Origin of the sequence: Erwinia sp. JUb26 (assembly GCF_003751505.1) — a bacterium.
Classification (GTDB): Bacteria; Pseudomonadota; Gammaproteobacteria; order Enterobacterales; family Enterobacteriaceae; genus Erwinia.
The window spans coordinates 15,164-40,347 of the sequence record NZ_RJVB01000007.1 but is presented as its reverse complement, the minus strand read 5'-3'; the positions used below and the strand labels follow the sequence as shown (position 1 = coordinate 40,347).

Genomic DNA, 25,184 nt, shown 5'->3' with positions numbered 1-25,184 from the left:
CCGCATTCAGCAAGGGTTGTAACCATGAGCCAGACGTCATTCACGCCAGAGAGCAAGCTGCCCGCACTGGGCACCACCATCTTCACACAGATGAGCGCGCTCGCCCAGCAGCACAACGCGATCAATCTATCCCAGGGGTTCCCGGATTTTGACGGCCCTGCATATCTGCAGGAGCGCCTGGCTTATCACGTCAGCCAGGGCGCTAACCAGTACGCGCCGATGATCGGCGTGGCGCCGCTGCGTGAAGCCATTGCGCAGAAAACCGCCGAGCTCTACGGCTATCAGCCGGATGTGAACAGTGAAATCACCGTCACCGCCGGTGCCACCGAAGCGCTGTACGCGGCGATCACCGCGCTGGTGCGTCCGGGTGATGAAGTGATCTGCTTCGACCCAAGCTACGACAGCTACGCCCCGGCAGTGACGCTGGCGGGCGGCGTGATGAAGCGCATTGCACTACAGCCTCCCGGCTTTCGCGTTGACTGGGCGGAATTCACCGCCCTGCTGTCGCCGCGCACTCGCCTGGTGATCCTCAATACGCCGCATAACCCTTCCGCGACCGTGTGGCAGAAAAGCGACTTCGCCCAGCTATGGCAGGCGATTGCCGCGCAGGAAATTTATGTTCTGAGCGACGAAGTGTACGAGCACATCTGCTTTGATGAAGCCGGCCATGCCAGCGTGCTGGCGCATCCGCAACTGCGCGAGCGGGCGATTGCCGTGTCTTCCTTTGGTAAAACCTTCCATATGACCGGCTGGAAAGTCGGCTACTGCGTGGCCCCCGCCGCGCTGAGCGCAGAAGTGCGCAAGGTGCATCAGTATCTGACCTTCTCGGTCAACACCCCGGCGCAGCTGGCGCTGGCCGATATGCTGCAGCAGCACCCGGAGCACTACCGCGAGCTGCCGGAATTTTACCGCGCCCGCCGCGACCGTTTTGTTGAGGCTCTCTCCGCCAGCCGTTTCAAGCTGCTGCCGTGCGAAGGTACCTACTTCCTGCTGGCGGATTACAGCGCTATCTCGGATCTCGACGATGTGGCATTCTGCCAGTGGTTAACAAAAGAAGTGGGCGTAGCGGCGATTCCGCTGTCGGTGTTCTGCGCCGATGCCTTCCCTCATAAACTGATCCGCCTGTGCTTCGCCAAACAGGAAGCCACGCTGGACGCTGCTGCGGAGCGATTGTGTCAACTTTAAAAATTAGCGTACTCCAGCAACCGCTGGTCTGGATGGATGGCGAAGCCAACCTGCGTTTCTTTGATTCGCTGCTGGACGGCCTGAAAGAACGCGACCTGATTGTGCTGCCGGAGATGTTCACCACCGGTTTTGCGATGGAAGCGGCAAAAAGCTCGCTGCCAGAAAGTGAGGTAATTAGCTGGCTGCAGTCAAAAGCCGCTGCAACCCACGCGATGGTAGCCGGCAGCGCGGCGATCCAGACGGCAAAAGGCGCGGTTAACCGCTTCTTCCTCGTTGAACCGGGCGGCGCGGTGCACTTCTACGATAAGCGCCACCTGTTCCGCATGGCCGGTGAGCACGAGCACTATCTGGCAGGCGATCGCCGTGAAGTGTTTGAGTGGCGTGGCTGGCGCATTCTACCTCAGGTGTGTTACGACCTGCGCTTCCCGGTTTTCGCCCGCAACCAGAATGACTACGATCTGGCGCTGTACGTGGCGAACTGGCCTGCCCCGCGCGCCCTACACTGGCAGGCGCTGCTGCAGGCGCGAGCGATTGAAAATCAGGCCTATATTGCCGGATGCAACCGCGTGGGCACCGACGGCAACGGCCACGGCTACAGCGGCGACAGCCGGATTTTCAGCCCGCTGGGAGAGATACTTGCCGCCGGAGAGCCCCACCAGCCTGCAATTCTTGAAGCGGAGCTGTCGCTGGAGAGTTTGCGCGAGTATCGCGAGAAGTTTCCGGCATGGCGGGATGCAGATTCATTCAGTTTATAAATATACTAACGGCCCGTTACGGGCCGTTTCTTTACCGCGCGCGTGGATTATTCCCCCGACATCATGGGCGCAAGATGGCGATACAGGGAGCGGAATCGCGCCTGTTGCCCGGCATACTGCGCGTGCAGGTCAGCATCGGGAATATGCTGCTGTTCAAGCGACAGCGGCGGCAGGAGATCACCAAAGGTGCTGTGCGGCGACAGAGCAAGCTGTGCCAGCCTGGCCGCCCCCAGCGCCGGCCCTACATCTCCATCCGTGCGGTAATCCAGCACTTTGCCAGAAATATCGGCCAGCATCTGCCGCCACCAGGGGCTTCGTGCGCCACCGCCAATCAGCGTGATGCTGTCGGGATTAACCCCGGCGGCATTCACCACGTTCATCCCGTCGGTCAGCGCATATCCCACGCCTTCCAGCACCGATTTCGCCAGCTCCGCCTGACCATGTTCATGACCTAAGCCAAAAAACACGCCCCGGGCATGCGGATTATTGTGCGGCGTACGCTCCCCGGAAAGATAAGGTAAGAAGATCGGTCCGCCCGCGCCGGGCGCGGCAGACTGTGCCTTTTCGATCAGGGCGGGAACGCTCCCCACGCCGGTTAAGCGTGCGGCCCAGTCCAGACAGGAAGCCGCACTGAGCATCACCGACATCAAATGCCAGCGGTCGGGCAGCGCGTGGCAGAAAGCATGAACCGCGCTTTCAGGATTACTATGGTAACCCTCGCTGACCGCGAAATAGACGCCGGACGTCCCCAGCGACAGCATTGCCGCACCGGGATCGACAATACCGGCCCCCACTGCACCGGCCGCGTTATCGCCGCCGCCCGCGACGATCGGCACCGGCGGAACGCCCCACTCGCGGGCAATGCTCGCGTGGAGGACCCCGGTGATATCGCTGCCCTCAAAGAGTTCAGGCATATGGCCGCGGGTCAGGCCGCAGCTTTCCAGCATGCGGTCGCTCCAGTCGCGGCGGGCCACATCCAGCCACAGCGTGCCGGAGGCATCCGACATATCGCTGGCAAAGCGGCCCGTCATGCGAAAGCGCAGATAATCTTTCGGCAGCAGCACTTTATCGATTTGGCGAAACACATCCGGCTCGTGGCGCGCCAGCCAGAGCAGCTTTGGCGCGGTGAAGCCCGGCATCATCAGATTGCCGGTTATGCGCCGTTGCTCAGGAATGGCCACCTCAAGATCGCGGCACTCTTCGCCGCAGCGGCCATCGTTCCAGAGAATGGCCGGGCGCAGCACACGCTGCCGCTTATCTAACAGCGTGGCGCCGTGCATCTGCCCCGCCAGGCCTATCGCCTTCACGTCCGCCAGTGAATGCCGCTGGCCGAGTGAACGAACGGCACTGTCGGTAGCCTGCCACCAGGCCTGCGGATCCTGCTCGGACCAGAGGGGGTACGGCCGCTGCAGCGTCAGAGCTTCCGTATGGGAGGCAAGCACTCGTCCCTGTTCATCCGCCAGGATCGCTTTGACGCCCGACGTGCCGAGATCGATTCCAATGTACATATTGAGTGTCCTGAACAGGCGCCACCCGCAGGTGGCGCGAAGGGATTAATCGAAGAGGTAACGATTAACGAGGTTTTCCAGATGTTCCTGGCGACCGCTCTGGTGCTGAGGCGCAAGGTTGTTTCCGCTGGTGTAGTCAGCAAGCGCTTCCAGAGACAGATTGCCCTGCAGAATTTGACGCCCCTGCGGGCTGCTCCAGCCGGCGTAGCGTTCTGCTACCGTCCGCTCCAGCTCGCCGTCCTCGATCATCCGCGCCGCCACTTTCAGCGCCAGAGCCATGGTATCCATGCCGCCGATATGGCCGTGGAACAGATCGTATTTGTCCGTGCTTTGACGGCGAACTTTGGCATCAAAGTTCAGCCCGCCGCTGGTCAGCCCACCGGCTTTGAGGATTTCATACATCACCAGCGCATTTTCCTCCACGCTGACCGGGAACTGATCGGTATCCCAGCCGCACTGCGGATCGCCGCGGTTGGCATCAACGGACCCGAATATACCCAGCGCAATGGCGGTGGCAATTTCATGATGGAACGAGTGACCCGCCAGGGTGGCATGGTTCGCTTCCAGATTCAGCTTAATTTCATTTTCTAAGCCGAACTGCTTGAGGAAGCCATACACGTTTGCCGCATCATAGTCGTACTGGTGTTTGGTCGGCTCCTGCGGCTTCGGCTCAATCAGCAGAGGCCCGGTGAAGCCGATTTTATATTTGTGTTCGACCACCAGATTCATAAAGCGGCCGATCTGCTCGCGTTCCTGACGCAGGTCGGTATTCAGCAGCGTTTCGTAGCCTTCACGGCCGCCCCACAGCACATAGTTTTCTCCACCCAGTTTGTGCGTGGCATTCATCGCATGAAAGACCTGCGTCGCCGCCCAGCAGAAAATATCAGGATCCGGGCTGGTCGCCGCGCCGGCGGCATAGCGTGGGTTGGTGAAGCAGTTCGCGGTTCCCCACAGCAGCTTCACGCCGCTCTCTTCCTGTTTGCGGGCCAGAACATCGGTCATTTCCGCCAGGTTGCTCTGATACTCACGCACCGACCGGCCTTCCGGCGACACATCGACATCGTGGAACGCATAGAACGGCACATCCAGCTTGTGGAAAAACTCGAAGGCGACGTCCGCTTTCAGCTTGGCCAGTTCAAGTTCGTTCCCGGCTTTCTGCCACGGGCGGTCAAAAGCCCCGACGCCGAACATATCGGCACCGTTCCAGCAGAACGTATGCCAGTAGCAGGCGGCAAAGCGCAGATGATCTTTCATGCTTTTACCCAGGATAACTTCATCCGGGTTGTAGTGGCGAAATGCCAGCGGATTGCGGCTCTGTGTGCCTTCGTAGCGAACTTTGTCTAATCTGTCGAAATAGATGCTCATTGCAGACTCCGGGTTGAGGGAAAAAAAATCTCCGTGTTGCCTCATCCTCTTCGCAATGGCCCGGCGCCTCAATTGCGATATTTCGCGACCCGATTGCGAGAATTTGCAACCGTGCTGGCGATCACATTATTTGGCCGCCCACACGACAAAATGCAAACAATTCATTGAAATGAAAAGGTAAATTCAATCTTCACTCCGAAGTGCCGTGGCGGTTATCCTCCCGGTACTGCCCGGGGGGGATGCCGTACGCTTTTCTGAATACGGCATAGAAGTACGGCAGAGAGGGATAGCCGCAGACCTGCGCAATTTCTGCCACGGGCAGCGCCGTAGCGGTGAGCATTTCCCTGGCGCGGGTCAGTTTTTCCGCGTGGATAGTCGCGTGCAGCGAGAGCCCCGTTTCCGCCTTAAATCGCGTATCAAGGCTGGTACGGGAGAGGCCAACCGCATCCAGCACCTGCTCCACGCGGATGCCGTCACTGGCATGACCGCGGATAAAGTGCATCGCCTGAATCACCGCCGGATCGTTCAGGGAACGATAGTCGGTCGAACGCCGGCCGATCACCCGCTGAGGAGGAATAAGAATGCGCTGCATCGGCAAGACCTCACCGTCGATCAGACGCTGAAGAAGCCTGGCTGCCTGAAAACCCATCTGCCGGGTCCCCTGCACCACGGAAGAGAGAGACACGCGCGACAGATAGCGCGTCAGCTCTTCGTTATCAATACCGATAACCGACAGGGTTTCCGGCACCGGAATATTCAGAGACTCGCAGGCCTGAAGGATATGGCGGGCGCGTGAATCGGTAACGGCAATAATGCCACAGTGGGGAGGAAGCTGTTGCAGCCAGTCAGCCAGGCGGTTTTGCGCATGCTGCCAGCTCACCGCCGAGGTTTCGCTTCCCTGATAAACGCGCAGCGGGTAGCCATTGCGGCTGGCCAGCCGGCGAAAGGCCATTTCGCGCTCCTTAGCCCAGCGGTGATGAATGCTGTCCGGCAGGCCGTAGAAGGCAAACTGCGAAATCCCTTTCTCCTGCAGATGCCGCCAGGCCAACTCGACCTGGGCCGCGTTGTCCGTGGCAATATAGTGAACCGCCGGATACGGGGAGTGAAGACGGGATCCGCCCACCCCCACCACCGGCACCGCAACGCCAGCAAGCTGCGCCTCGATGCCCGCATCGTCATAGTCGGCGATAACCCCGTCACCCAGCCAGTCGGTAACCGGTGCTAAGCGCATGCGAAAATCATCTTCGATAAAGATATCCCACCGGCTTTGCGATGCCTGCAGGTATTCGCCCACCCCCTCCATCACCTGCCGATCATAGGCTTTGTTGGCATTAAACAGCAGGGTGATTCGATAACGCCGTGCAGCCCGGCGATGGGGATGCCATGCCATGTCGTCTCCGTTACGCTGGTGCCATCAGAGGATGGGGGCTCAGCCCGCGTCCACAGGCTGATAGGAGAAGTAGTCGAAATCGGCAAAGGCTTTCTCCCCCGTGAAATCCTGGCAGCAGACCCCGACAAAGGCGCCGGTAAACCGCTCGTGACCACGCTCTTTAAAGTATTCATCGGACAGTTTGCTGTATTCCACATACCCCCCCACAGGATGCCACTCCCGCTCATCAAGGGAGTAAAAGAACCAGGCGGCATCGTGGTCTACTTCCACTTTCAGGTAAACCGGGCCGTCATCGTCGAGGGCGATACCGTCCCCGCTCGGTTCACTGAAACGATTAAGGTCGTTAATCAGCAGGTTAACGGTGCGTCTGCCGCGCTCATCACGCGTGAGATAGAGGTAGAGAAAATTGGTGGTGTCGTAGTAACAGACCAGCCCGGCCATCTGCTGAAAGGAAGTGGGCTGGAAATCGATACGGGTTTGCGCCCTGAAGGCAAAATCGGTCTGCCTTCTGGCCACCAGGCTCTGGTGATGATGAGAGCTAAGGGATTCCTGGCCCCGCAGGCGAAGCCAGCCCTTTCGCGCCGTCAGGCTGCAAAACGCGTCGGCCAGGGGAATGCGCAGACTCTGGTAGTGAAACGGCAAGGTCGGCTTATCGAAGTCATCCCGCACGGCCATCGCTGGCCAGGGTTTTTCCGGCAGCAGCGTATGGACCACCTGTTCCGGGGTGTTTTTCTCATTAATCAGCCGCAGCCAGCCGTCCTGGTTCCAGTATACTTTCTGAATGGCCGTTTCCCTGCCCATCGGGCTTCTGCCCCGCGACGGCAGCGGCCTGCCGCACAGGTGAACGATAAACCACTCCCCCTGCCCGGTTTCAATCAGATCCGCGTGGCCGACGCGCTGAAGGGGCAGCCGGCAGTCATAGCGGGAGGTCATCATCTGACCGCAGGGATCGGTTTCATACGGCCCCATTAGCTGCCGGGATCGCGCCATGGTCACACCGTGATTGTAGAAGGTGCCCCCTTCGGCGGTCAGCAGATAAAACCAGCCATCGCGCTCATAAAGATGCGGCCCTTCGGTTATCCCCAGTTCGCTGCCGTTATAAATTTTTCGGCATTCCCCTATAAGCTGCTTACGCTGTTCATCGTACTGCTGGATGATGATGCCGTTCCATTTCGGGAAGCCCGGCTTGCCGCCATCGCGATAGCTCATTTCCATGCTGACCAGCCACTTGGTGCCGTCGCTTTTATGGAACAAAGAGGGGTCGATGCCCCGGCTGTTGAGATAGGTGGGTTCTGACCATTCACCTTCAATGTCCGTCGTGCTGACAATATAATTATTCACATCCCAGAAGCGGCCTGACAGGTTTTTAACATCGCTGAAGACCAGATAAAAAATACCGTTATCAACCGTCAGGCAGGGCGCAAAAACGCCGCCGGAGTCGGGATTACCTTTCATATCCAGCTGGCTGACCCGATTTAAGGGATAAGATATCAATGTCCAGTTTTTTAAATCGTAAGATTTGTACAGGCTCACCCCGGGAAACCATTCAAAGGTCGACGCGGCAATATAATAGGCATTGTTCGCAAAGATGATCGACGGATCGGGATTAAAGCCGGGTAAGATAGGATTAATAATCGTGGTCATCTTGCTTCTCCTTTAGCGCCCGACAGCACGGCGTCGGCACCCTCTTGCTGATTGGTGCCCTCAGGATGGTTCGGGCTGAGATCGTAATTTCTCAATACCAAGATCAGGCTGAGAATTAACAGTGCGGGAATGATAGTAAAAATTAATCTGATGCAGAGCGTGGCCGAATCCAGCTGGGTTGGTACGTTGCCCACATAGCCGCCGACGGTGAGGATCCATCCCATCAGTGCACCACCTATGGCAATGCCAACCTTGATCGCAAAAATATTGGTTGAGAACACCAGGCCGCTGAAGGACTTGCCGGCTTTATTTTCAATATTGTCAATAATATCGCTGAGTAAGTTCCACTGCAGCGGCGTTGCCGTTGAGTTGATGACGTGAATACAGCCGATAATGCAACAAATCAGAACCGCGTGCTGCGCCGGGATAAAGAACAGCGCAATCATAATCAATGCCTGTACCGTCATCGCCATTTTATACGCGAACACTCGCTCTAATCGGGAATAGAGCGTGGTGGTAAACATTGACCCTACAAACTTAGCACCGAGGATGATGGTAAGAACCACGCCGACCAGCTCGGGCCGGTGCAGGTAATAGGTGACAAAATACATCGCCCCACCGGTCTTTAATATTCCCGCCGTCAGGTTAATGACGTTCAGCAGGAATAAACGCCGCCAGTTTGCATCCGACGTCAGATAGCGAAGCTCGCTGAACACCATGCTAAATTTTTGTGATTTATCTACCGGGCGGATATAGCGTTCCTGGGTCAACGCGAAGCAGAGATAAAACATCACGGTGCTGGCCACGCCCATCAGCACCATGGCATAGAAATAGCCCTGCTGAAGGTTGCCGCCGCCCAGCACTTTGGTCAGCGGCAGCGCCACGGCGGAAACGACAATGCCGCCCAGCGCCGCGAAGGCAAAGCGGTAGGACTGCATCGACAGCCGTTCATCGGAGTCCTGAGAGAGATTATTGATCATCGCGCAGTACGGCACATTCACCAGCGTGTAGAGCAGGGAGAGCGCCGTATACGACACGTAGGCATAGATAATTTTGCCGCTTTCACCCAGATCCGGCGTGAAAAAGGTCAGCGAGCCAAGAATGCCGAACGGCAGGGCAAACCAGAGCAAGTAAGGCCTGAACTGGCCGTGCCGGGTCGAGGTGTGATCCGCCAGGAAGCCAATATAAATATCAAAAAAGGCGTCAACAATGCGGACGAAAAGAAACATCACGCCCATATGGAAAGGGCTGAGGCCGTAAATATCGGTGTAGAAGTAGGCCATAAACAGCATGATGGTTTGCCAGATGATGTTCGATGCGCCATCACCCAGCCCGTAGCCAATTTTCTCTTTAATCGTCAGCTTGGACATAGATTACCTTCTGGTGTTGTGTCTGCAGGATCGGGGGTAGCGGGCCAGCTGGTATCAAAAATAGGCTTTATCGGGGCAGGTTGATGTAGAGAGATTGCGGCTTTATATAATTTTTTTGCGCTTTGGGTGTAACGACGATCACCCTTTTGAAAAAAGCAATTCAGCTCAGCGGTGTCATCAGGAAGCGCACCGGCGGCCGGTCAGCACAGAGAGCATTTTTTCGCGATCCGACGGCAGACCGGTCAGGGCAACGGGTCGTGTTTAGTGGATAGCTGCTTCGTAGAGCGGCTGTAGGTCCTGAATTTTTTTGGCGTTACGCCCATCAGCGATCGGAACTTAAAACAGTAATAGGCGCTGTCGGTGAATTCACACTGGTAGGCGATCTCCGTGATGCTCAATTCCGTCGTTCTGAGCAGCTCGGCTGAGGCGGCAATTTTCTTTCTGACCAGATAGTCCTTAAAACTAATCTGCATGATTTTTTTGAAGGTGCGGGAAAAATGGCTGGATGAAAGCCCGCAGCGTTCGGCGGCGTCGTTCAGCGTGATGCTGAAAGTGCGATCTCGTTCAATCTGCACCACAAAATCGATAAGGCTGTCGAAGGTGCTGTTCTTGTCTTCGCTGACGTTCACCTTAACGGCCTGCTCTGCATGGCCGTAAACCGTATTCAGCAGCAGCGTTAATAACGGGTTGGATTCGCGGGAGCTATGCGGTTCGTCGTGCAGTTGCGTAAACCAGGTAAACAGGAACTGCATGCGTTCCGCGTCACGCTCGTTGAGCTGGAGAACAAATCCAGCGTGCTGGCCGGTAAAGGGCAGCGGGCATTTGAGCCGGTTCATGACCGCACTACTGTACTGCAGCAAAAACCGCTCGTGATCGGGGGTAAACGCCAGCTCCATATCATGCAGGATCATCGATCCTACAAAAACCAGCGTATTGTCGCGCAGCGCAAGTTTTTCACTGCCGATGGAGTACGATCCTTCGGCGCGGCGGAACCACATAATCTCATGTTCCAGATGAACATGAGGGCGAATATATACCCCTTTTTCAGGCACACCTTCGCGCGCGCGCAGCAGGTAATCCACCCCGAGGGTGGTTTCAATTTTTTCGAAAAAGCGATCGTCGTTCCACATCAGGCGCAAGATTCTTACAAAACGGCGGCAGGGAACCCACACTATCGGGGGTTATAAGGTAGAAAATCAATATTACTTTCTCCCACCCTGCGCCGTTACCTAGAACACTACGCCACGATAAACGTGGACTGAGGCACGATATTACGCCCTGCCCGCCACCTCATTCACCACCTGCACGTAGGCCTGAACCGCCTGCGCCACGTCTTCCGTGGTCACCGATTCTGCCGGGTGATGGCTGATGCCGCGATCGCAGCGCACGAACAGCATGGCTGACGGCCAGCGCTCGGCCACGGCGATGGCGTCATGCCCGGCTCCGCTCGGCAGCGACAGGCTGCGCCCCTGCACCTGAACCACGGCGCGGGTCAGCGCGGCCTGCAGCTCGGCATCACAGGCGGTGGCCGGAATGCAGTAATACTCCTCGGCGCTGAAGCTGATGCCGCGACGCTGCGCAATCGCCTCACCTTCAGCCAGCAGATCGGCCAGCAACGCGGAAAGCGGGCCGTCTTCCGGGCCGCGCACGTCGAGCGACAACGCCACATCGCCGGGGATCACATTCACCGCGCCGGGCTGGCACTGCAGCGTGCCGACCGTGGCCACCAGCTGCGGACCAACCTGCGGCGTGTGCCGTTCGATATACAGCATCCACTCGGCGGAGGCAGCCAGCGCATCTTTACGGTGGCTCATTGGCACGGTCCCGGCATGACCGGCCTCACCAACAAAGCGACAGTTCAGGCGGTGCGCACCGTTAATCGCCGTCACCACGCCCAGCGCCAACTGCTCCTGCTCCAGGCACGGTCCCTGCTCGATGTGCAGCTCCAGATAGGCCACGAAGTCTTCGACATCGCGCGCCGACTGCCAGATGCGGTCGGCATTCAGCCCACAGTTTTTCATCGCCTGCGCCACGGTAATGCCGTTGGCATCCGGGTGATCGACCCAGCTTTCCGGCCAGTTGCCGGTCAGGCCGCGACTGCCCAGCAGGGTGATGCCGAAACGGGTGCCTTCTTCATCGCAGAAGCCGACGATTTCAATGGCCAGCGGCAGGCGTTCGCCGCGATCGTGCAGGTACTGCACGGTTTCAATGGCGGTCAGCACACCGAGCATGCCGTCATAGCGCCCGGCGTTGCGCACCGTGTCCAGGTGAGAACCCAGCAGCAGCGCTTTCGCGTCGACCTGCTGGCCCTCATAGCGTCCGCAGATGTTACCGACGCTGTCCTGCCACACTTTCATCCCCGCCGCCGTCATCCATTTACCGACCATCGCGTTAGCCCGCAGCAGCTCCGGCGACAGATAAACGCGGGTCAGCTCGCCCGGCGTTTCGCTGATTTCTGCCAGCGCATCGCAGCGGGACATCACCCGCGCCGCCGCCTCGGCAGCGGCGGCAGCCGTCATCAGGCAGTCAGTCATTAACGGCTCCCGTTATAGTGATCCCAGGCCGCCTGCATCGCAGCGCCCTGAGTTGTGCGGAAACCAAGGTGGTTCAGCACGGATTCCAGCGCGCTCAGCGTCTGCATCACGCAGTCTTTACGCGCGTTGTAGCCCATGGTGCCGATGCGCCACACTTTGCCAATCAGCGGGCCAAAGGAGGTACCGATCTCAATGCCGAAATCTTCCAGCACCAGCTTACGCACCAGATCGCCGTTGACGCCCTGCGGGATCACCACGCCGAGCACGTTGTTCATTTTGTGGTTGAGATCGCCGAAGGTTTCCAGCCCCATTCCCTGAATGCCTTTCAGCAGCGCGTCGCCGTGCAGCTTGTGGCGGGCGATGCCGTTATCCAGCCCCTCTTCCAGAATCAGGCGCGCGCATTCGCGGGCACCGAACAGCGCGGAGGTGGCTTCGGTGTGGTGGTTCAGGCGCTCAGGCCCCCAGTAATCCATGATCATGCCGAGATCGAAGTAGTTGGAGTAGATCATCTCATCGTCGCCGTCCTGATGCGCATCGGTACGGATCCCCGCTTCCACGCACTTGCGCTTGCGGATAACCTCTTCCATCTGCGGACTGAGGGTGATCGGCGACGTGCCGGACGGGCCGCCGAGGCATTTCTGCATCCCGGCGGAGACGGCATCCAGTCCCCAGGCATCGGTTTCCAGCGCGTTACCGGCGAACGAGGCCGTGGCGTCGGTGTAGAACAGCACGCCGTACTTACGGCAGATGGCACCCAGCTCTTCCAGCGGTTGCAGCATGGTGGTGGAAGTATCGCCCTGTACGGTCAGCAGCAGGCGCGGCTTCACTTTTTTGATCGCGTCTTCAATCTGGTCCGGGGTGAACACTTCACCCCATGGGATCTCAATGGTGTGGACTTCGGCGCGGCAGCGGCGAGCGATCTCGCATAGCAGATGGCCGAAACGGCCAAAGACCGGCACCAGCACTTTGTCACCCGGACGAATAGCAGACAGCAGGATAGCCTCGATGCCCGCGCGCGAGGTACCGTCGATCAGCATGGTCCACTGATTTTTGGTGCGGAACACGCCGCGATACAGCGCCATCACTTCGTTCATATACTGAGTCATGGCCGGATCGTACTGCCCGATCAGCTGGCTGGACATGGCGCGAAGCACGCGCGGGTCGGCGTTAATCGGCCCCGGCCCCATCAGTAAACGCTGCGGCGGGTTGATCTGGGTAAATTTAGATAAATCCATCATCGATTCCTATATGTAAATAACGCTTCAGACGTTACTGGTGCAGGTCAGTAGCCTAAAGCCCACGCACCGAGGAGATAAACTGTTTAAGCTCATTGGTCTGGGGATTGGCAAACAGGGTTTTACTGTCGCCCTGCTCCCACACGCGGCCCTGATGCATAAACACTACGCGGTCGCCCACTTCGCGGGCAAAATTCATTTCATGCGTCACGAGGATCAGCGTCATGCCCTCTTTCGCCAGCTGCTCCAGCACTTTCAGTACTTCGCCAACCAGCTCGGGATCGAGCGCAGAGGTGATCTCATCGCACAGCAATACTTTTGGTGACATCGCCAGCGCACGGGCAATCGCCACGCGCTGCTGCTGGCCGCCGGACAGGTTGGCAGGATAGTAATCCATGCGATCCCCCAGCCCGACTTTATTGAGCATTTCCGCCGCCAGCGCCCGGCACTCGGCGTCGCTTTTTTTCAGCACGCGGCGCGGTGCCAGCATGACGTTTTCCAGCGCGGTCATGTGCGGGAACAGATTAAAGTTCTGGAACACCATGCCGACCGAACTGCTGATCTCACGCGACTGGGATTCACGATCGGTGATGGTCATGCCGCCGAGCTTAATGCTGCCTTCCTGATAGCCTTCCAGCCCGTTCATACAGCGCAGCAGGGTGCTTTTCCCCGAGCCGCTGCGGCCGATGATGGAGATCACCTGGCCCATTTCGATGTCGAGATCCACGCCCTTCAGTACGTGGTTGTCGCCATAGTATTTCTGCACCTGATTAATGGTGATGAGCGGCATTGAATTTCTTCTCCAGATACTGGCTGTAGCGGGACAGCGGATAACACATCAGGAAGTAGCCCAGCGCCACCAGCCCGAAAACTTTAAACGGTTGATACGTCACATTGTTGAGAATGGTGCCGGCTTTGGTCAGCTCGATAAAGCCGATAATCGACGCCAGCGCCGTGCCTTTCACCACCTGTACGGCAAAGCCCACGGTCGGCGCGATGCCGATGCGCAGCGCCTGCGGCAGAACCACGCGATACAGCGTCTGGCCGAAGCTCAGACCGAGGCAGCGGCAGGCTTCCCACTGCCCTTTCGGCAGCGCCTGGATGCTGCCGTACCAGATATCGATCAGGAAGGCGCTGGTGTAAAACGTCAGTGCCAGCGAGGCGGCGGTCCACGGTGAAACGTCAATGCCGAACAGCGCCACGCCGAAGAAGGCCAGGAACAGCTGCATCAGCAGCGGCGTGCCCTGAAACAGCTCGGTCCAGGCGCGAATAAAGCGGCACGGCCAGCGGCGCCGAGTCAGGCGAACCATCACCAGCGGCATCGCCACCAGCGTGCCGCCGAAGAATGCCGTCAGCGACAGCAGGATGGTCCAGCGCGCCGCCAGCAGCAGATTACGCAGGATGTCCCAGTCGGTAAAGGTCGTCATTACGGCTGCTCCCCGAACCATTTACGCCCGGCGGCCAGCAGCAGCTGACGCATGGCAATCGACAGCGCCAGATACATCAGCGTGGTCACCAGATACACTTCAAAACTCAAAAACGTCCGCGACTGGATCAGGTTGGCGGCAAAGGTCAGCTCTTCATAAGAGACCTGCGACACCACCGAGGAGCCGAGCATCACGATAATGCACTGGCTCACCAGCGCCGGATAAATGCGCTTCATCGACGGCGGCAGCACCACGCGGATAAACGTCTGGGTGCGGGTTAAGCCCAGCACGCGACCGGCCTCCCACTGCCCTTTCGGCGTCACCTGAATACCGGCGCGGATGATTTCCGTGCTGTAGGCACCGAGGTTAATCAGCATCGCCAGCAGCGCCGCCTCTCCGGCGGTCAGTTTCAGGCCCAGGTTGGGCAGGCCGAAAACGATAAAAAACAGCTGAACCACAAACGGCGTGTTGCGGATCAGTTCGACGTAAGCGCCCCAGCAGCGGCTGAGTATGGAGGGTGTGCCGCTTCGAAGCGCAGCACCCAGAATACCCAACCCCACGCCCCCTACGGTCGCCATCACCGTCAGCTGGATGGTCACCCACAGGCCGGAAACCAGTTCCGGCCAGTAGGGCCACAGCGCAGGAAAATTCAGTTGCCCGATCATCAGTCAGTCCCGATTAACCCAGGTCAGCGGGCAATGGCGCTTTCAGCCACTCCTGCGACAGTTTGTTCAGCGTATCGTCCTTCAGCGCCTGGCCGATCAGCTCATCGACTTTGGCCTTCAGCGCCGGTTCATTCTTCTTCATGCCGATAAAGCACGGCGAGTCTTTCAGCATAAACTTCGCTACCGGCGCTTTGTCCGCGTTCTGGCGGGCAATAGCGGCCACGACCAGGTTACCGGTCGCCACATACTGCACCTGTCCAGACAGATACGCCGACAGCGTGGTGTTGTTGTCTTCGTAACGCTTCACTTCCGCCTCTTTCGGCGCCACGCTGGTCAGCACCATATCCTCAACGGCACCGCGGGTGACGCCAATGGATTTGCCGCTCAGATCCGCCGCATCTTTTAGGGTGCCATCTTTCGGGCCAAACACACCGAGGAAGAACGGCGCATAGGCGCGGCTGAAGTCGATCACTTTTTCACGTTCCGGGTTTTTACCCAGGCTGGAAATCACCAGGTCCACTTTATCCGTTTGCAGATAAGGCACGCGGTTTGCGCTGGTGACCGGCACCAGCTGCAACTTAAGTTTCATTTGCTTCGCCAGGTACTTCGCCATATCAATGTCATAGCCCTGCGGCTGCAGGTCGGTGCCCACTGAACCAAACGGAGGGAAATCCTGCGGCACGGCAATACGGATAACGCCACGTTTTTCAATATCTTGTAATTGATCCGCCAGCGCCGAAGCGGTAGACGTCAGCAGTAAAGCGCCAGCCAGTAATGCAAATAAGCCTTTTTTCATTCTCACTTCCCCAGTTAATACATCATGAAACGAAAGATTCTTAAAGAATTTATTTGCAACTAATGTGCCACCGGGGATTTTAGCGTTGATTTTTCTTGCTGAAATCGGTGGCCGTACGCCACACCCTTGATAAAACCTGTTTAAAATCAGAATACACGGAAGAGATTCCACGATAAAAAACGGGTTATTACGACGAAAAAAATCAGAAAAGGCATATCAGGACACGGGAAAAGCGCAATAAAAAGGGGCACCGACTGCTGCCCCATAATCAGGCAAAGCACCAAATTAGTGCCCCATCAGCGCTGTTCCAGCTCGTCCAGTTCACCGTAAAGGTCGGCAATTTGATGGATCCGCTGACGCCCGTTGCTGAGTAACTCATGCAAAACGGCATTCGACAGCAGGTTCACCAGGCTGTTGGCCGCCGAATAGCTGTCGAAGGCCGATACGCTGTCCAGCGGCGCGCACAGCTGCCAGCGCGCCAGCCCGAGGGTTGGCTGTGCCTGAGGTTCGCACATCACCAGCGTAGGGATATGGCGCTGCTGCAGCTGCTGTAACAGCGGCCGGATGATGCGCGGGCGGCGGCGAAACGCCACCACCACCACCAGGTCCTCCGGCGTGATGTCGATCAGCTCTTCAGAAAAGGTTTGCCCCGGCTGCGGCAGCAGCTGCACCCGGCTCCTGACCTGAAGAAGCTGCTGGCGCAAGTGCAGCGCGACCGGATACGAGTTGCGTAAGCCAATAATGAATATCCGCTGGCTCTCACACAGTGCATTAACGACCTGGCCGAAATGCGTGCTGTCGAGGGCATTCACCCACTGCGTGAGATTCGCCATTTCCTGCTTGTAGTGGCGGGCTAACAGTGTGTTTCCCTGTACCGCGTCACGGACATCCGTCAGCGGCATGCCGCTCTGACGCAGCGTACGCATTTCGCTGCGCATATCTTTATAGGTGTCATAGCCCAGGCGTTTAAACAGGCGGCTCACCGTGGCCTTCGATACCCCGCTCAACCGTGCTAGTTCCGCGCTGTTATAGCCGATCAGGTCGTCGTAATGATCGAAAACGAAATCCGCAATACGCTGCTCCTGCGGCGAGAGTTGCGCATAGTGACCGCGCAGGCGTTCATCAAGCTGCTTCATGTCTATGCATCCTGTAACTTTTGTTTCATTCCACCGATCATATACAAATAACGTGCCTGTCTGTAGCGACGGCTGAAAAACCTTGCCCGGCCGTCAATTCGTCGTCCCACACCCCAGTACTGAACGCCGCCCTGATTATGATGAAAAAACTGGAATGACTCTTGCTTGAGTCAGAGTCAGTTCGAGCAATAACGAGAATAATATGAATCAGAGCAATATGGCACCGCAGGGGATGGCAGTGACCCCACATCATCTGGCCAGCGAGAGCGCGCTGGGAGTTTTACGGGCGGGAGGCAACGCCATAGAAGCCATGGTCGCTGCCGCAGCCACCATTGCGGTGGTCTATCCCCATATGAACGGGCTGGGCGGCGACGGCTTCTGGCTGATCGTTCCGCCGGGCGGCGAGCCGGTTGCCATTGATGCCAGCGGTTCAGCAGGCTCGCTGGCCGATCTCGACTTTTACGCCGGCGAAAGCCATATTCCGCATCGCGGCCCGAAATCGGCACTGACCGTGGCGGGAACCGTCAGCGGCTGGTCCGAAGCGCTGGCCGTATCCGCCGAGTACGGTGGCGATGCCCTGCCGCTGGCTCGTCTGTTAAATGATGCGATCCGCTATGCGGCGGACGGCATTCCGATCACCGCATCTCAGGCTGAAGCCACCGCCAGCAAATACGCCGAACTGGCTGAACAGCCCGGTTTCGCCGCCACGTTCTTACCGGGGAATGAGATCCCGAAAGCGGGAAGCCGCTTTGTGCAGCCAGACCTTGCCGCTACGCTGATCCAGCTGGCAGATGAAGGGCTGGAAACGTTCTATCGCGGCCCGCTGGCACAGCGGCTGGCCGCAGAGATGTCGCAGCTCGGAATGCCGATCACGCTGGAGGATCTCAATCGGCAGCAGGCACAGCGCCGCACGCCGCTGCGTATTCGCCACCGGTCCGGCGACATCTACAATATGACTCCGCCCACCCAGGGCCTGGTATCGCTGGCCATTCTGGGCATCACCGATTGTCTGGCGATGGAAAATGCGGACGAGGCGCAAACCATCCACCGCATCGTGGAAGCCACCAAGCTGGCTTTCGGCCTGCGCGACAGCCATATCACCGATCCGCGCTTTATGCGCGAAGAGGTGCAGTCGCTGCTGACGCCCGAGCGCCTGAAGCAGCTTGCCGATCGGATCGATATCAATCAGGCCGCATCGTGGGGCAACGGCAAAGGCCCGGGTGATACCGTCTGGATGGGCGTGATGGACAGCAGCGGGCTATCCGTCTCCTTTATTCAAAGTATCTACCACGAGTTCGGCAGCGGCGTCGTGCTGCCGGGCACCGGAATCACCTGGCAGAATCGCGGTGCATCGTTCAGCCTGGATGCCGATCATCTGCTGGCGCTGGCTCCCGGGAAACAACCGTTCCATACCCTCAATCCGGCGGCCGCACGGCTGAACGATGGCCGCACGCTGGTTTACGGATCGATGGGCGGCGACGGCCAGCCGCAGACCCAGGCCGCCATTTTCACCCGCCATGTCGTCCAGGGAATGCCGCTGCAGCAGTCGCTCAGCGCGCCGCGCTGGCTGCTGGGCCGCACCTGGGGGCAGCTGTCCGATTCCCTGAAGCTGGAAGGACGTTTCAGCGCGGAGACCATCAGTGCGCTGCGGGCGCTGGGACATGAGGTCGAGCTGCTGCCCGATTTCAGCGAGGCGGTGGGCCACGCGGGTGCGATCGTCCGCCATACCAACGGCATGCTGGAAGGGGCTTTCGATCCCCGCAGCAACGGCAGCGCCGCCGGTTTTTAGCAGGAGAAGAACATGACGCCAACTCAGCCCGACTGGGCAACGTATATTTTACAGATGGAGCAGATCCTCGGCATGGATCTGGATGAATCGCGACGTGCCGAGCTGCTGGTGCAGTTCACCCGCATTGCCGCGATGGCTGCGCCGCTGATGGCCTTTCCGCTGGATGATCGGCTGGAAGTGGCGGGAGTGTATAAAGCATGAATCTGGCCGCGCTCTCCATCACTGAAATCCGCCAGGCGCTGGCAACGGGCGATCTGAGCGCCACGGATATTGCCGACTGCACGCTTGCGGCGATAGAACGGCACAACCCGGCGATTAACGCCTGGACCGGCGTCACCCGAGATCGCATGCTGCAGGAGGCTCAGCGCCTCGATCGCCTGCGGCATGACGGCCAGCCTCTTCCCGCACTGGCCGGCGTGCCTTACGCGGTTAAAAACCTGTTTGATGTGGCCGGTCATACCACACTGGCCGGAGCCAGCCTGTTCAGCGACCGTCCCGTTGCCAGGGAGGATGCCTGGGCGGTGCGGCAGCTGACCGCCAGCGGAGCAATGCTGTCAGGCATGCTGAATATGGATGCCTACGCCTACGGTTTCACCACCGAAAACACCCACTATGGCGCAACGCGAAACCCGCATGATACTTCGCGTATTGCCGGAGGGTCGTCCGGCGGTTCTGCAGCCGCCGTGGCCGCCGGGATGGTGCACTTCGCCCTCGGCACCGATACCAACGGCTCTATTCGCGTGCCGGCCTCGCTGTGCGGGATATTTGGGCTGAAGCCGACGTTTGGCAGGCTGTCGCGCAGCGGGAGTCATCCGTTTGTTGCCAGCCTCGATCATATCGGCCCGCTGGCACGCCGGGTCAGCGATCTGGCAGAAGTGTACGATGTCCTGCAGGGCAACGATCCCAGCGATGCATTTCAGGCGAGTGAGCCGTCTGCCACCACCGTTCCACAGCTGGATCGCGGGATTGACGGCCTGCGCGTTGGTGTGCTGGGCGGATATTTCCAACAGTGGTGCGATGAGCACGCCCGCACCGCCGTGGCCACCGCGGCAAAAGCGCTGGGAGCCAGCGAGGAGCTTCTGCTGCCGGAGGCCGAACTGGCCCGCGCGTCGGCGTTTATCCTGACGGCCGCCGAGGGCGGAAACCACTATCTGCCCGCGCTGAAGCAGTCGCCGGAGCGCTTTGAACCGGCTTCCCGTGAGCGGCTGCTGGCCGGTGCCATGCTCCCCTCCGCATGGTACGTTCAGGCCCAACGTTTTCGCCGCCACTGCCAGCAGCAGGCGCTGGCGCTGTTCAGAGATGTCGATGTGCTGATCGCCCCCGCCACGCCGACCTGCGCCACGCTGATTGGTCAGCCGACCATGCGCATTAATGGCAACGACTTGCCAACCCGCGCGAGTATGGGCATGCTGGCCCAGCCGATTTCATTCCTCGGACTGCCGGTCGCTACCGTCCCGTTAATGGCGGCGAGTGGCTTGCCGATTGGCCTGCAGCTGATCGCGGCACCGTTTAACGAACAGGCCTGTCTGCGTGCCGCCAGGGCACTGGAGCGGATGGGAATTGCGCAGGCGACGCCTGCAAACATGGAAGATAAAAATGAAAAGTGAACATATCGATCGCCCGGCGATCCTTGCTGAAGTGACGGCGGCCTTTTACCGCTACGAGGAAGCCTTAATCAGTAACGATACCGTCGTTCTGGATGAGCTGTTCTGGCACGATGAGCGCACCGTACGCCTGGGGGCCGGTGAGAATCTGTATGGTATCGACGCCATCCGCGAATTCCGCGCATCACGCTCGCCCGCCGGTCTGAACCGCCAGCTGCAAAACACGGTGATATCCACCTTCGGCGAGGATTTTGCCGTTTGCAGCACCGAATTTACCCGCGAGGGCAGCGGTAGAATCGGGCGTCAGCAGCAGACCTGGGTGAAACTGCCCTGCGGCTGGCGAATTGTTGCGGCACAGGTCAGTTTAATTCCCTGATTTTCAGTCGCCGATAATGTCAAAAACGGATGGGTTTCCCCATCCGTTTTTCGATCAGGCCTGCGGTGCCGGATGCGTTTTTACCCAGTGTTCGGCGATCTGCTGGCGGGTACAAATCCAGACGTTATCATGCTGCTGGATATGATCCAGGAAGCGCTGCAGCGCGCGGAACCGGCCCGGGCGGCCAAGCAGGCGACAGTGCATGCCGATGGAAAGCATTTTCGGCGAGGTTTCCCCCTCTTCATACAGCACATCGAAGCTGTCACGCAGATAGGTGTAGAACTGCTCTGCGGTATTAAAACCCTGCGGCGTGGCAAAACGCATATCGTTGGTTTCCAGGGTGTAGGGAATAATCAGGTGCGGTTTAACGGTGCCATCCTGACAGGTGACCTGGGTCCAGAACGGCAGATCGTCGCCGTAATAGTCACTGTCGTAGGTTAACCCGCCCTGCTCCACCACCAGCCGACGCGTGTTTGGACTGTCGCGCCCGGTGTACCAGCCCGTTGGCGTTTTGCCAAACAGATCGGTGAGCGTATCCAGCGCCTGCTGCATGTGCTGGCGCTCGGTTTTCGCATCCATTCCCTGGTAGTGGATCCAGCGCCAGCCGTGGCTGACGACGTCGTAATCGGCGTTTTTGATCGCCTCGACGATTTCCGGATGGCGGGCCAGCGCCATCGCCACACCGAATACCGTCAGCGGCAGGTTGCGCTTCTGAAACTCATTGTGGATGCGCCAGAACCCGGCGCGGGAGCCGTATTCATACAGCGAATCCATCGACATATGCCGCTCGGGATAACTTGCCGCGCCGATGATATCGGACAGGAACTGTTCGGAGCCCGCATCACCGTGCAGGACGTTGTTTTCCGCGCCCTCTTCGTAGTTGAGTACGAACTGTACGGCAATCCGCGCTTTACCCGGCCAGGCGGCGTGTGGGGGATTACCTGCGTAGCCAATCAGGTCACGCGGGTAGTTTTTGTTGAAGCTGTATTCTTTCTTTTCCGGACTATTGCTCATCAAAACATCCTTAGTATCGGAACAGATCGTTGCCTTAGTTTAGGCGCTCAAACTGACCTGACAGTGTTTTTCGAATGGGATAATCCAGATCGCCATGCTTGCTGGTGTTTAACCCCAGAGCCAGCAGTGACTCCACCATTTTTACCGCTGCACCCACGCCATCAATGACCGGTACGCCGAGTTCGTGGGTCAGTTCTCTCGCCAGATCGGCCATGCCGCCGCAGCCGAGCACAATGGCGCCGCTGTCGTCTTCGCGCATGGCTTGTATACAACGCTGGCGCACTTTTTCCTGCGCAAGGCCGCTGCCGTCTTCCAGCGCCAGCACCGGTAAATCGATGGCGTGTACCGCAGCACAGTGATGCTCAAAGCCGTACTGCCGCAGCAGATGGCGGGCAATAATCACCGTGCGCGGCAGCGTGGTGACAATCGAAAAGCGGGTGGCAACCATTGTCGCCATATGCATCGCAGCCTCGGCAATACCCACCACCGGGCCCTGCGCCAATTCGCGCGCGGCCAGCAGGCCGGGATCGCCAAAACAGGCGATGACGTGCCCCTGAGCGCCCTGCTCGCGCCCTGCCTTAATCTGTTCCAGCACGCCAATCGCCGCGACCGCCTCGTCGAAATGCCCTTCAATTGAAGGCACGCCCTGCTGGGGGCAAACGGCAAGAATCTCAGTATTACCGGCGGCCACCGCACGTGCCGCCGTGCCGATGGTTTCGGTCATCGCCAGGCTGGTGTTGGGATTGATCACCTGAATGATCTGCTTATTCATGCTCAGGCTCCTTTTGCCGCAAACAGGCGGGCAAAGTCAGGTAGCGTTTCGCCGCTGCGCTCAAAGTGCAGACTGGCCACAATATGATCGAAATGTTTCCGTAATGCGTCAGTCAGGCGATCCAGCGCTTTCTCACGCAGCAGTTCCAGCAGCCGATCGTGGTCGTCGCAGCGGCAGCCGTGCTGCCAGGGTGCGCCGTAGGCCGCCACCACCAGCGAAGAGCGCTGGCTGAGGCGCGTGACCATTTCGGTCAGCACCTGATTGCCGGATATCGCCTGTAGCTGAATATGGAATGCGGCTGAAAGGCGGATCGCCGCTGCGCCATCGTGAACGACATGCGCCTGCTGTTCCTGCTGGTTAATTTTTTCCAGCGCCACCAGATGCGGCCCCTGGCAGTGCGCCAGCACGTCAGGCAAATTGGCGCACTCGATCAGGCTGCGGGTGCGGAAGATATCCTGTGCCTCTTCGACGGACGGAGTTGCCACCTGCGCACCACGTTTGGGCGTCAGGGTGATCATTTGCACCGCCGCGAGGCGCTGAAGCACTTTGCGAATGCCGGTGCGGCTCACGCCAAAGACCTCGGAAAGTGCCTCTTCCGGTAATTTACTGCCCGGCGGCAGCTGATGTTCAACAATCGCCGTCATTAGCGCCTGATAGATAGGTTCGTCCTTATCACTCAGGTCAGAGGCCGTTTTCAGCCCGGTTTCACTCTTCATTACCTTCTCCGGTAAACATCATGTCCATCGATAATCGTACACAGCAATAACCAATTTTTGTATACAAAATTTTAAGATCTGGCCTGGATCCTGCAATGACCTTCTCAGACAGATTTATTACTTACTGCATTCAGAGGAGCAGGTTTCATGCCAAAGAGTCAAAATTCTTCCCAGGCGGCGGCATCAGAGGCCGCCAAAAACTACAGTCCACGGCTGTGTAATGAAGACCTCGCTCCCGTGCGCAAGCAGAACTGGAGCTGGTACAACATCTTTTCTTTCTGGATGTCGGATGTTCACAGTATGGGGGGCTATGTGGTGGCCGCCAGCTTCTTTACGCTGGGGCTGGCCAGTTGGCAGGTGCTGATGTGTCTGCTGGTGGGGATCTGCATCGTGCAGCTGTGTGCGAATCTGGTGGCGAAGCCCAGCCAGATGACCGGCGTTCCCTATGCGGTGGTCTGCCGCCAGGCCTTCGGTGTATTCGGTGCCAATATCCCGGCGGTGATCCGTGGTTTAATCGCCTTCGCCTGGTACGGCATCCAGACCTATCTGGCCGCCAGCGCGCTGATGCTGGTGTCGCTGAAGTTCTGGCCTGCCCTGGCACCGATGACGCAAGTTTCCTGGCTGGGCCTGTCACAGCTGGGCTGGATCTGCTTCGGCATTATGTGGCTGCTGCAGGCGATGGTGTTCTGGCACGGCATGAATGCGATTAAGCGCTTTATCGATATCGCCGGCCCGGCGGTGTATGTGGTGATGGGCGCGCTTGCCGGATGGATTGTATACAAGACTGGTTTTGACGGTATTTCATTTACGCTGGCCAGCAAATCCCTGAGCGGCGGCGAGCAGGTCTGGCAGATGATTACCGCCACCGCGCTGGTGGTGTCTTACTTCTCCGGTCCGCTGCTGAACTTCGGCGACTTCGCTCGCTACGGTAAAAGCATGGGTGAAATCCGCCGCGGTAACCGCTGGGGCCTGCCGTTTAACTTCCTGCTGTTCTCGATTGTGACCGTGGTGATCGTTTCCGGTACGCAGTCGCTGTTTGGCCGCATGATTACCGATCCGATTGAAACCGTCAGCATGGTGGGTAATGACCTGGCGGTGGCGATCGGCCTGTTAACGATGATCACCGCCACCATCGGCATTAATATTGTTGCCAACTTTGTTTCTCCGGCCTTCGACTTCTCTAACTGCTCACCGCAGAAAATCAGCTTCCGCACCGGCGGGATGATTGCCGCCGTGGGTTCCGTACTGTTAACGCCGTGGAATCTGTTCCAGTCACCGGAGTTGATTCACTATACGCTGGACGTGCTGGGCGCATTTATCGGCCCGCTGTTCGGTATCCTGCTGGCAGACTTCTATCTGCTGAAGCGTAGCCAGATCTCCGTTGACGACCTGTTTGACGACACGCCGAAAGGAAAATACTGGTACAAAGGCGGCTTCAACCCGAAAGCGATTGCCGCGCTGCTGCCGTCGGTGGGTATTGGCCTGGTGATCAGCTTTATTCCTTCGCTGCACGCGGTGGCTAACTTCAGCTGGTTTATCGGCGTGGCGCTGGGCGCAGGCACCTACCGCTGGATTGCCCGGGGTGAGATGGCCCAGGCCCGCGCGGGTGGTGACTATCGTGCCGACGTGGTGATGCAGAAAGAGCAATAGAAGAAAGGAATTCATTCGCTCAGATCGTCATACCCGCCAGCTAAGTTTTAAAGGAGGCCGTAACGGATAACGTTGCGGCTTTTTTTCGTCAGAATGTTTTTTGAGGGAAAAAAAACGAAAAAGGCCGATTCTTTCGAATCGGCCTTTCTCTGTATACTTGGCGGAACGGACGGGGCTCGAACCCGCGACCCCCTGCGTGACAGGCAGGTATTCTAACCAACTGAACTACCGCTCCGCGCTTTGTTCCCCGTCG

Annotated in this window: 23 protein-coding genes and 1 tRNA gene; 7 read left to right on the top strand and 17 right to left on the bottom strand. The window is 58.5% G+C overall.

What is annotated here, in order from left to right; translation table 11 throughout:
* Window positions 1-24 precede the first annotated feature (24 nt).
* Together EC836_RS17600 and EC836_RS17595 are read left to right on the top strand one after the other, a co-directional pair.
* Window positions 25-1,185 (top strand): pyridoxal phosphate-dependent aminotransferase, encoded by a 1,161-nt coding sequence (locus tag EC836_RS17600; protein WP_123335503.1) that lies wholly within the window; start codon window positions 25-27, stop codon window positions 1,183-1,185.
* Entirely contained in the window at window positions 1,173-1,940 is a 768-nt protein-coding gene (locus tag EC836_RS17595; protein WP_123335501.1) for an amidohydrolase, read from the top strand. The genes EC836_RS17600 and EC836_RS17595 overlap by 13 nt, the downstream gene beginning before the upstream one ends.
* A 47-nt stretch (window positions 1,941-1,987) precedes the next feature.
* On the opposite strand, the gene xylB is transcribed toward EC836_RS17595, so the two are convergent.
* The 13 genes from xylB to EC836_RS17530 form a co-directional block, all read right to left on the bottom strand.
* Window positions 1,988-3,448 carry a xylulokinase gene (gene xylB, locus EC836_RS17590; protein ID WP_123335499.1) on the bottom strand — a complete coding sequence of 487 codons (1,461 nt, stop codon included), beginning with the start codon at window positions 3,446-3,448 and terminating at the stop codon, window positions 1,988-1,990.
* 45 nt (window positions 3,449-3,493) lie between these two features.
* Window positions 3,494-4,813: a xylose isomerase gene (gene xylA, locus EC836_RS17585; RefSeq protein WP_123335497.1), complete on the bottom strand. Its 1,320-nt coding sequence runs from the start codon at window positions 4,811-4,813 to the stop codon at window positions 3,494-3,496.
* Window positions 4,814-5,003: 190 nt separating this feature from the next.
* The gene (locus EC836_RS17580) at window positions 5,004-6,203 is read right to left on the bottom strand and encodes a DNA-binding transcriptional regulator (RefSeq protein ID WP_123335495.1); all 1,200 of its coding nucleotides are present in this window, start codon (window positions 6,201-6,203) and stop codon (window positions 5,004-5,006) included.
* Window positions 6,204-6,242: 39 nt separating this feature from the next.
* Window positions 6,243-7,847 (bottom strand): glycoside hydrolase family 43 protein, encoded by a 1,605-nt coding sequence (locus tag EC836_RS17575; RefSeq protein WP_123335493.1) that lies wholly within the window; start codon window positions 7,845-7,847, stop codon window positions 6,243-6,245.
* Entirely contained in the window at window positions 7,844-9,217 is a 1,374-nt protein-coding gene (locus EC836_RS17570; RefSeq protein WP_123335490.1) for a glycoside-pentoside-hexuronide (GPH):cation symporter, read from the bottom strand. The genes EC836_RS17575 and EC836_RS17570 overlap by 4 nt, the downstream gene beginning before the upstream one ends.
* A 242-nt stretch (window positions 9,218-9,459) precedes the next feature.
* Window positions 9,460-10,347, bottom strand: coding sequence for a helix-turn-helix transcriptional regulator (locus EC836_RS17565; protein ID WP_123335488.1), 888 nt, complete (start codon window positions 10,345-10,347; stop codon window positions 9,460-9,462).
* A gap of 141 nt (window positions 10,348-10,488) precedes the next feature.
* A complete protein-coding gene (gene hpxK, locus EC836_RS17560; RefSeq protein ID WP_123335486.1) occupies window positions 10,489-11,751 on the bottom strand; it encodes an allantoate amidohydrolase in 1,263 nt (420 codons plus the stop codon).
* Window positions 11,751-12,986: an alanine--glyoxylate aminotransferase family protein gene (locus EC836_RS17555; RefSeq protein WP_123335484.1), complete on the bottom strand. Its 1,236-nt coding sequence runs from the start codon at window positions 12,984-12,986 to the stop codon at window positions 11,751-11,753. The genes hpxK and EC836_RS17555 overlap by 1 nt, the downstream gene beginning before the upstream one ends.
* A gap of 55 nt (window positions 12,987-13,041) precedes the next feature.
* Window positions 13,042-13,776 (bottom strand): amino acid ABC transporter ATP-binding protein, encoded by a 735-nt coding sequence (locus EC836_RS17550; RefSeq protein ID WP_123335482.1) that lies wholly within the window; start codon window positions 13,774-13,776, stop codon window positions 13,042-13,044.
* On the bottom strand, window positions 13,757-14,413 hold the full coding sequence (locus EC836_RS17545) for an amino acid ABC transporter permease (RefSeq protein ID WP_123335480.1): 657 nt from the start codon (window positions 14,411-14,413) through the stop codon (window positions 13,757-13,759). The genes EC836_RS17550 and EC836_RS17545 overlap by 20 nt, the downstream gene beginning before the upstream one ends.
* Window positions 14,413-15,078, bottom strand: a complete 666-nt coding sequence (locus tag EC836_RS17540) for an amino acid ABC transporter permease (protein WP_123335478.1) — start codon at window positions 15,076-15,078, stop codon at window positions 14,413-14,415. The genes EC836_RS17545 and EC836_RS17540 overlap by 1 nt, the downstream gene beginning before the upstream one ends.
* A 13-nt stretch (window positions 15,079-15,091) precedes the next feature.
* Window positions 15,092-15,874, bottom strand: coding sequence for a transporter substrate-binding domain-containing protein (locus tag EC836_RS17535; protein ID WP_123335476.1), 783 nt, complete (start codon window positions 15,872-15,874; stop codon window positions 15,092-15,094).
* Window positions 15,875-16,170: 296 nt separating this feature from the next.
* The gene (locus EC836_RS17530) at window positions 16,171-17,010 is read right to left on the bottom strand and encodes a MurR/RpiR family transcriptional regulator (protein ID WP_123335474.1); all 840 of its coding nucleotides are present in this window, start codon (window positions 17,008-17,010) and stop codon (window positions 16,171-16,173) included.
* Between the two features lie 202 nt (window positions 17,011-17,212).
* On the opposite strand from EC836_RS17530, the gene EC836_RS17525 reads away from it, so the two are divergent.
* From EC836_RS17525 to hpxZ, 4 genes are read left to right on the top strand one after another with little or no spacing between them, the layout of a single operon-like run.
* Window positions 17,213-18,799, top strand: coding sequence for a gamma-glutamyltransferase family protein (locus EC836_RS17525; RefSeq protein ID WP_123335472.1), 1,587 nt, complete (start codon window positions 17,213-17,215; stop codon window positions 18,797-18,799).
* Between the two features lie 12 nt (window positions 18,800-18,811).
* Window positions 18,812-19,000 (top strand): oxalurate catabolism protein HpxX, encoded by a 189-nt coding sequence (gene hpxX / locus EC836_RS17520; protein WP_123335470.1) that lies wholly within the window; start codon window positions 18,812-18,814, stop codon window positions 18,998-19,000.
* Entirely contained in the window at window positions 18,997-20,406 is a 1,410-nt protein-coding gene (locus EC836_RS17515; protein ID WP_123335468.1) for an AtzE family amidohydrolase, read from the top strand. Before hpxX ends, EC836_RS17515 begins: the two co-directional genes overlap by 4 nt.
* The gene (gene hpxZ / locus EC836_RS17510; RefSeq protein ID WP_123335466.1) at window positions 20,396-20,779 is read left to right on the top strand and encodes an oxalurate catabolism protein HpxZ; all 384 of its coding nucleotides are present in this window, start codon (window positions 20,396-20,398) and stop codon (window positions 20,777-20,779) included. Before EC836_RS17515 ends, hpxZ begins: the two co-directional genes overlap by 11 nt.
* A gap of 54 nt (window positions 20,780-20,833) precedes the next feature.
* On the opposite strand, the gene puuE is transcribed toward hpxZ, so the two are convergent.
* The 3 genes from puuE to EC836_RS17495 are packed head-to-tail and all read right to left on the bottom strand — an operon-like array spanning window position 20,834 to window position 23,281.
* Entirely contained in the window at window positions 20,834-21,793 is a 960-nt protein-coding gene (gene puuE, locus EC836_RS17505; RefSeq protein ID WP_123335464.1) for an allantoinase PuuE, read from the bottom strand.
* Between the two features lie 34 nt (window positions 21,794-21,827).
* Window positions 21,828-22,565 (bottom strand): allantoin racemase, encoded by a 738-nt coding sequence (gene hpxA / locus EC836_RS17500; protein WP_123335461.1) that lies wholly within the window; start codon window positions 22,563-22,565, stop codon window positions 21,828-21,830.
* A 2-nt stretch (window positions 22,566-22,567) separates the two neighbouring features.
* Window positions 22,568-23,281, bottom strand: a complete 714-nt coding sequence (locus EC836_RS17495; RefSeq protein ID WP_123335459.1) for a GntR family transcriptional regulator — start codon at window positions 23,279-23,281, stop codon at window positions 22,568-22,570.
* 147 nt (window positions 23,282-23,428) lie between these two features.
* On the opposite strand from EC836_RS17495, the gene EC836_RS17490 reads away from it, so the two are divergent.
* The gene (locus EC836_RS17490) at window positions 23,429-24,931 is read left to right on the top strand and encodes an NCS1 family nucleobase:cation symporter-1 (RefSeq protein WP_123335458.1); all 1,503 of its coding nucleotides are present in this window, start codon (window positions 23,429-23,431) and stop codon (window positions 24,929-24,931) included.
* Between the two features lie 158 nt (window positions 24,932-25,089).
* Here EC836_RS17490 and EC836_RS17485 read toward each other — a convergent pair.
* A tRNA-Asp gene (locus EC836_RS17485) sits at window positions 25,090-25,166 on the bottom strand.
* Window positions 25,167-25,184: the final 18 nt, after the last annotated feature.

Excerpts from the sequence above, each read along its gene's own strand:
- xylB (WP_123335499.1), bottom strand. The coding sequence starts at position 3,448 with ATGTACATTGGAATCGATCTCGGCACGTCGGGCGTCAAAGCGATCCTG.
- EC836_RS17600 (WP_123335503.1), top strand. The coding sequence starts at position 25 with ATGAGCCAGACGTCATTCACGCCAGAGAGCAAGCTGCCCGCACTGGGC.
- EC836_RS17575 (WP_123335493.1), bottom strand. The coding sequence starts at position 7,847 with ATGACCACGATTATTAATCCTATCTTACCCGGCTTTAATCCCGATCCG.
- EC836_RS17555 (WP_123335484.1), bottom strand. The coding sequence starts at position 12,986 with ATGGATTTATCTAAATTTACCCAGATCAACCCGCCGCAGCGTTTACTG.
- hpxA (WP_123335461.1), bottom strand. The coding sequence starts at position 22,565 with ATGAATAAGCAGATCATTCAGGTGATCAATCCCAACACCAGCCTGGCG.
- EC836_RS17525 (WP_123335472.1), top strand. The coding sequence starts at position 17,213 with ATGAATCAGAGCAATATGGCACCGCAGGGGATGGCAGTGACCCCACAT.
- EC836_RS17540 (WP_123335478.1), bottom strand. The coding sequence starts at position 15,078 with ATGATCGGGCAACTGAATTTTCCTGCGCTGTGGCCCTACTGGCCGGAA.
- EC836_RS17530 (WP_123335474.1), bottom strand. The coding sequence starts at position 17,010 with ATGAAGCAGCTTGATGAACGCCTGCGCGGTCACTATGCGCAACTCTCG.
- EC836_RS17515 (WP_123335468.1), top strand. The coding sequence starts at position 18,997 with ATGAATCTGGCCGCGCTCTCCATCACTGAAATCCGCCAGGCGCTGGCA.
- EC836_RS17495 (WP_123335459.1), bottom strand. The coding sequence starts at position 23,281 with ATGAAGAGTGAAACCGGGCTGAAAACGGCCTCTGACCTGAGTGATAAG.
- hpxX (WP_123335470.1), top strand. The coding sequence starts at position 18,812 with ATGACGCCAACTCAGCCCGACTGGGCAACGTATATTTTACAGATGGAG.
- EC836_RS17565 (WP_123335488.1), bottom strand. The coding sequence starts at position 10,347 with ATGTGGAACGACGATCGCTTTTTCGAAAAAATTGAAACCACCCTCGGG.
- EC836_RS17535 (WP_123335476.1), bottom strand. The coding sequence starts at position 15,874 with ATGAAAAAAGGCTTATTTGCATTACTGGCTGGCGCTTTACTGCTGACG.
- hpxZ (WP_123335466.1), top strand. The coding sequence starts at position 20,396 with ATGAAAAGTGAACATATCGATCGCCCGGCGATCCTTGCTGAAGTGACG.
- hpxK (WP_123335486.1), bottom strand. The coding sequence starts at position 11,751 with ATGACTGACTGCCTGATGACGGCTGCCGCCGCTGCCGAGGCGGCGGCG.
- EC836_RS17545 (WP_123335480.1), bottom strand. The coding sequence starts at position 14,413 with ATGACGACCTTTACCGACTGGGACATCCTGCGTAATCTGCTGCTGGCG.
- xylA (WP_123335497.1), bottom strand. The coding sequence starts at position 4,813 with ATGAGCATCTATTTCGACAGATTAGACAAAGTTCGCTACGAAGGCACA.
- EC836_RS17570 (WP_123335490.1), bottom strand. The coding sequence starts at position 9,217 with ATGTCCAAGCTGACGATTAAAGAGAAAATTGGCTACGGGCTGGGTGAT.
- EC836_RS17550 (WP_123335482.1), bottom strand. The coding sequence starts at position 13,776 with ATGCCGCTCATCACCATTAATCAGGTGCAGAAATACTATGGCGACAAC.
- EC836_RS17490 (WP_123335458.1), top strand. The coding sequence starts at position 23,429 with ATGCCAAAGAGTCAAAATTCTTCCCAGGCGGCGGCATCAGAGGCCGCC.
- EC836_RS17580 (WP_123335495.1), bottom strand. The coding sequence starts at position 6,203 with ATGGCATGGCATCCCCATCGCCGGGCTGCACGGCGTTATCGAATCACC.
- puuE (WP_123335464.1), bottom strand. The coding sequence starts at position 21,793 with ATGAGCAATAGTCCGGAAAAGAAAGAATACAGCTTCAACAAAAACTAC.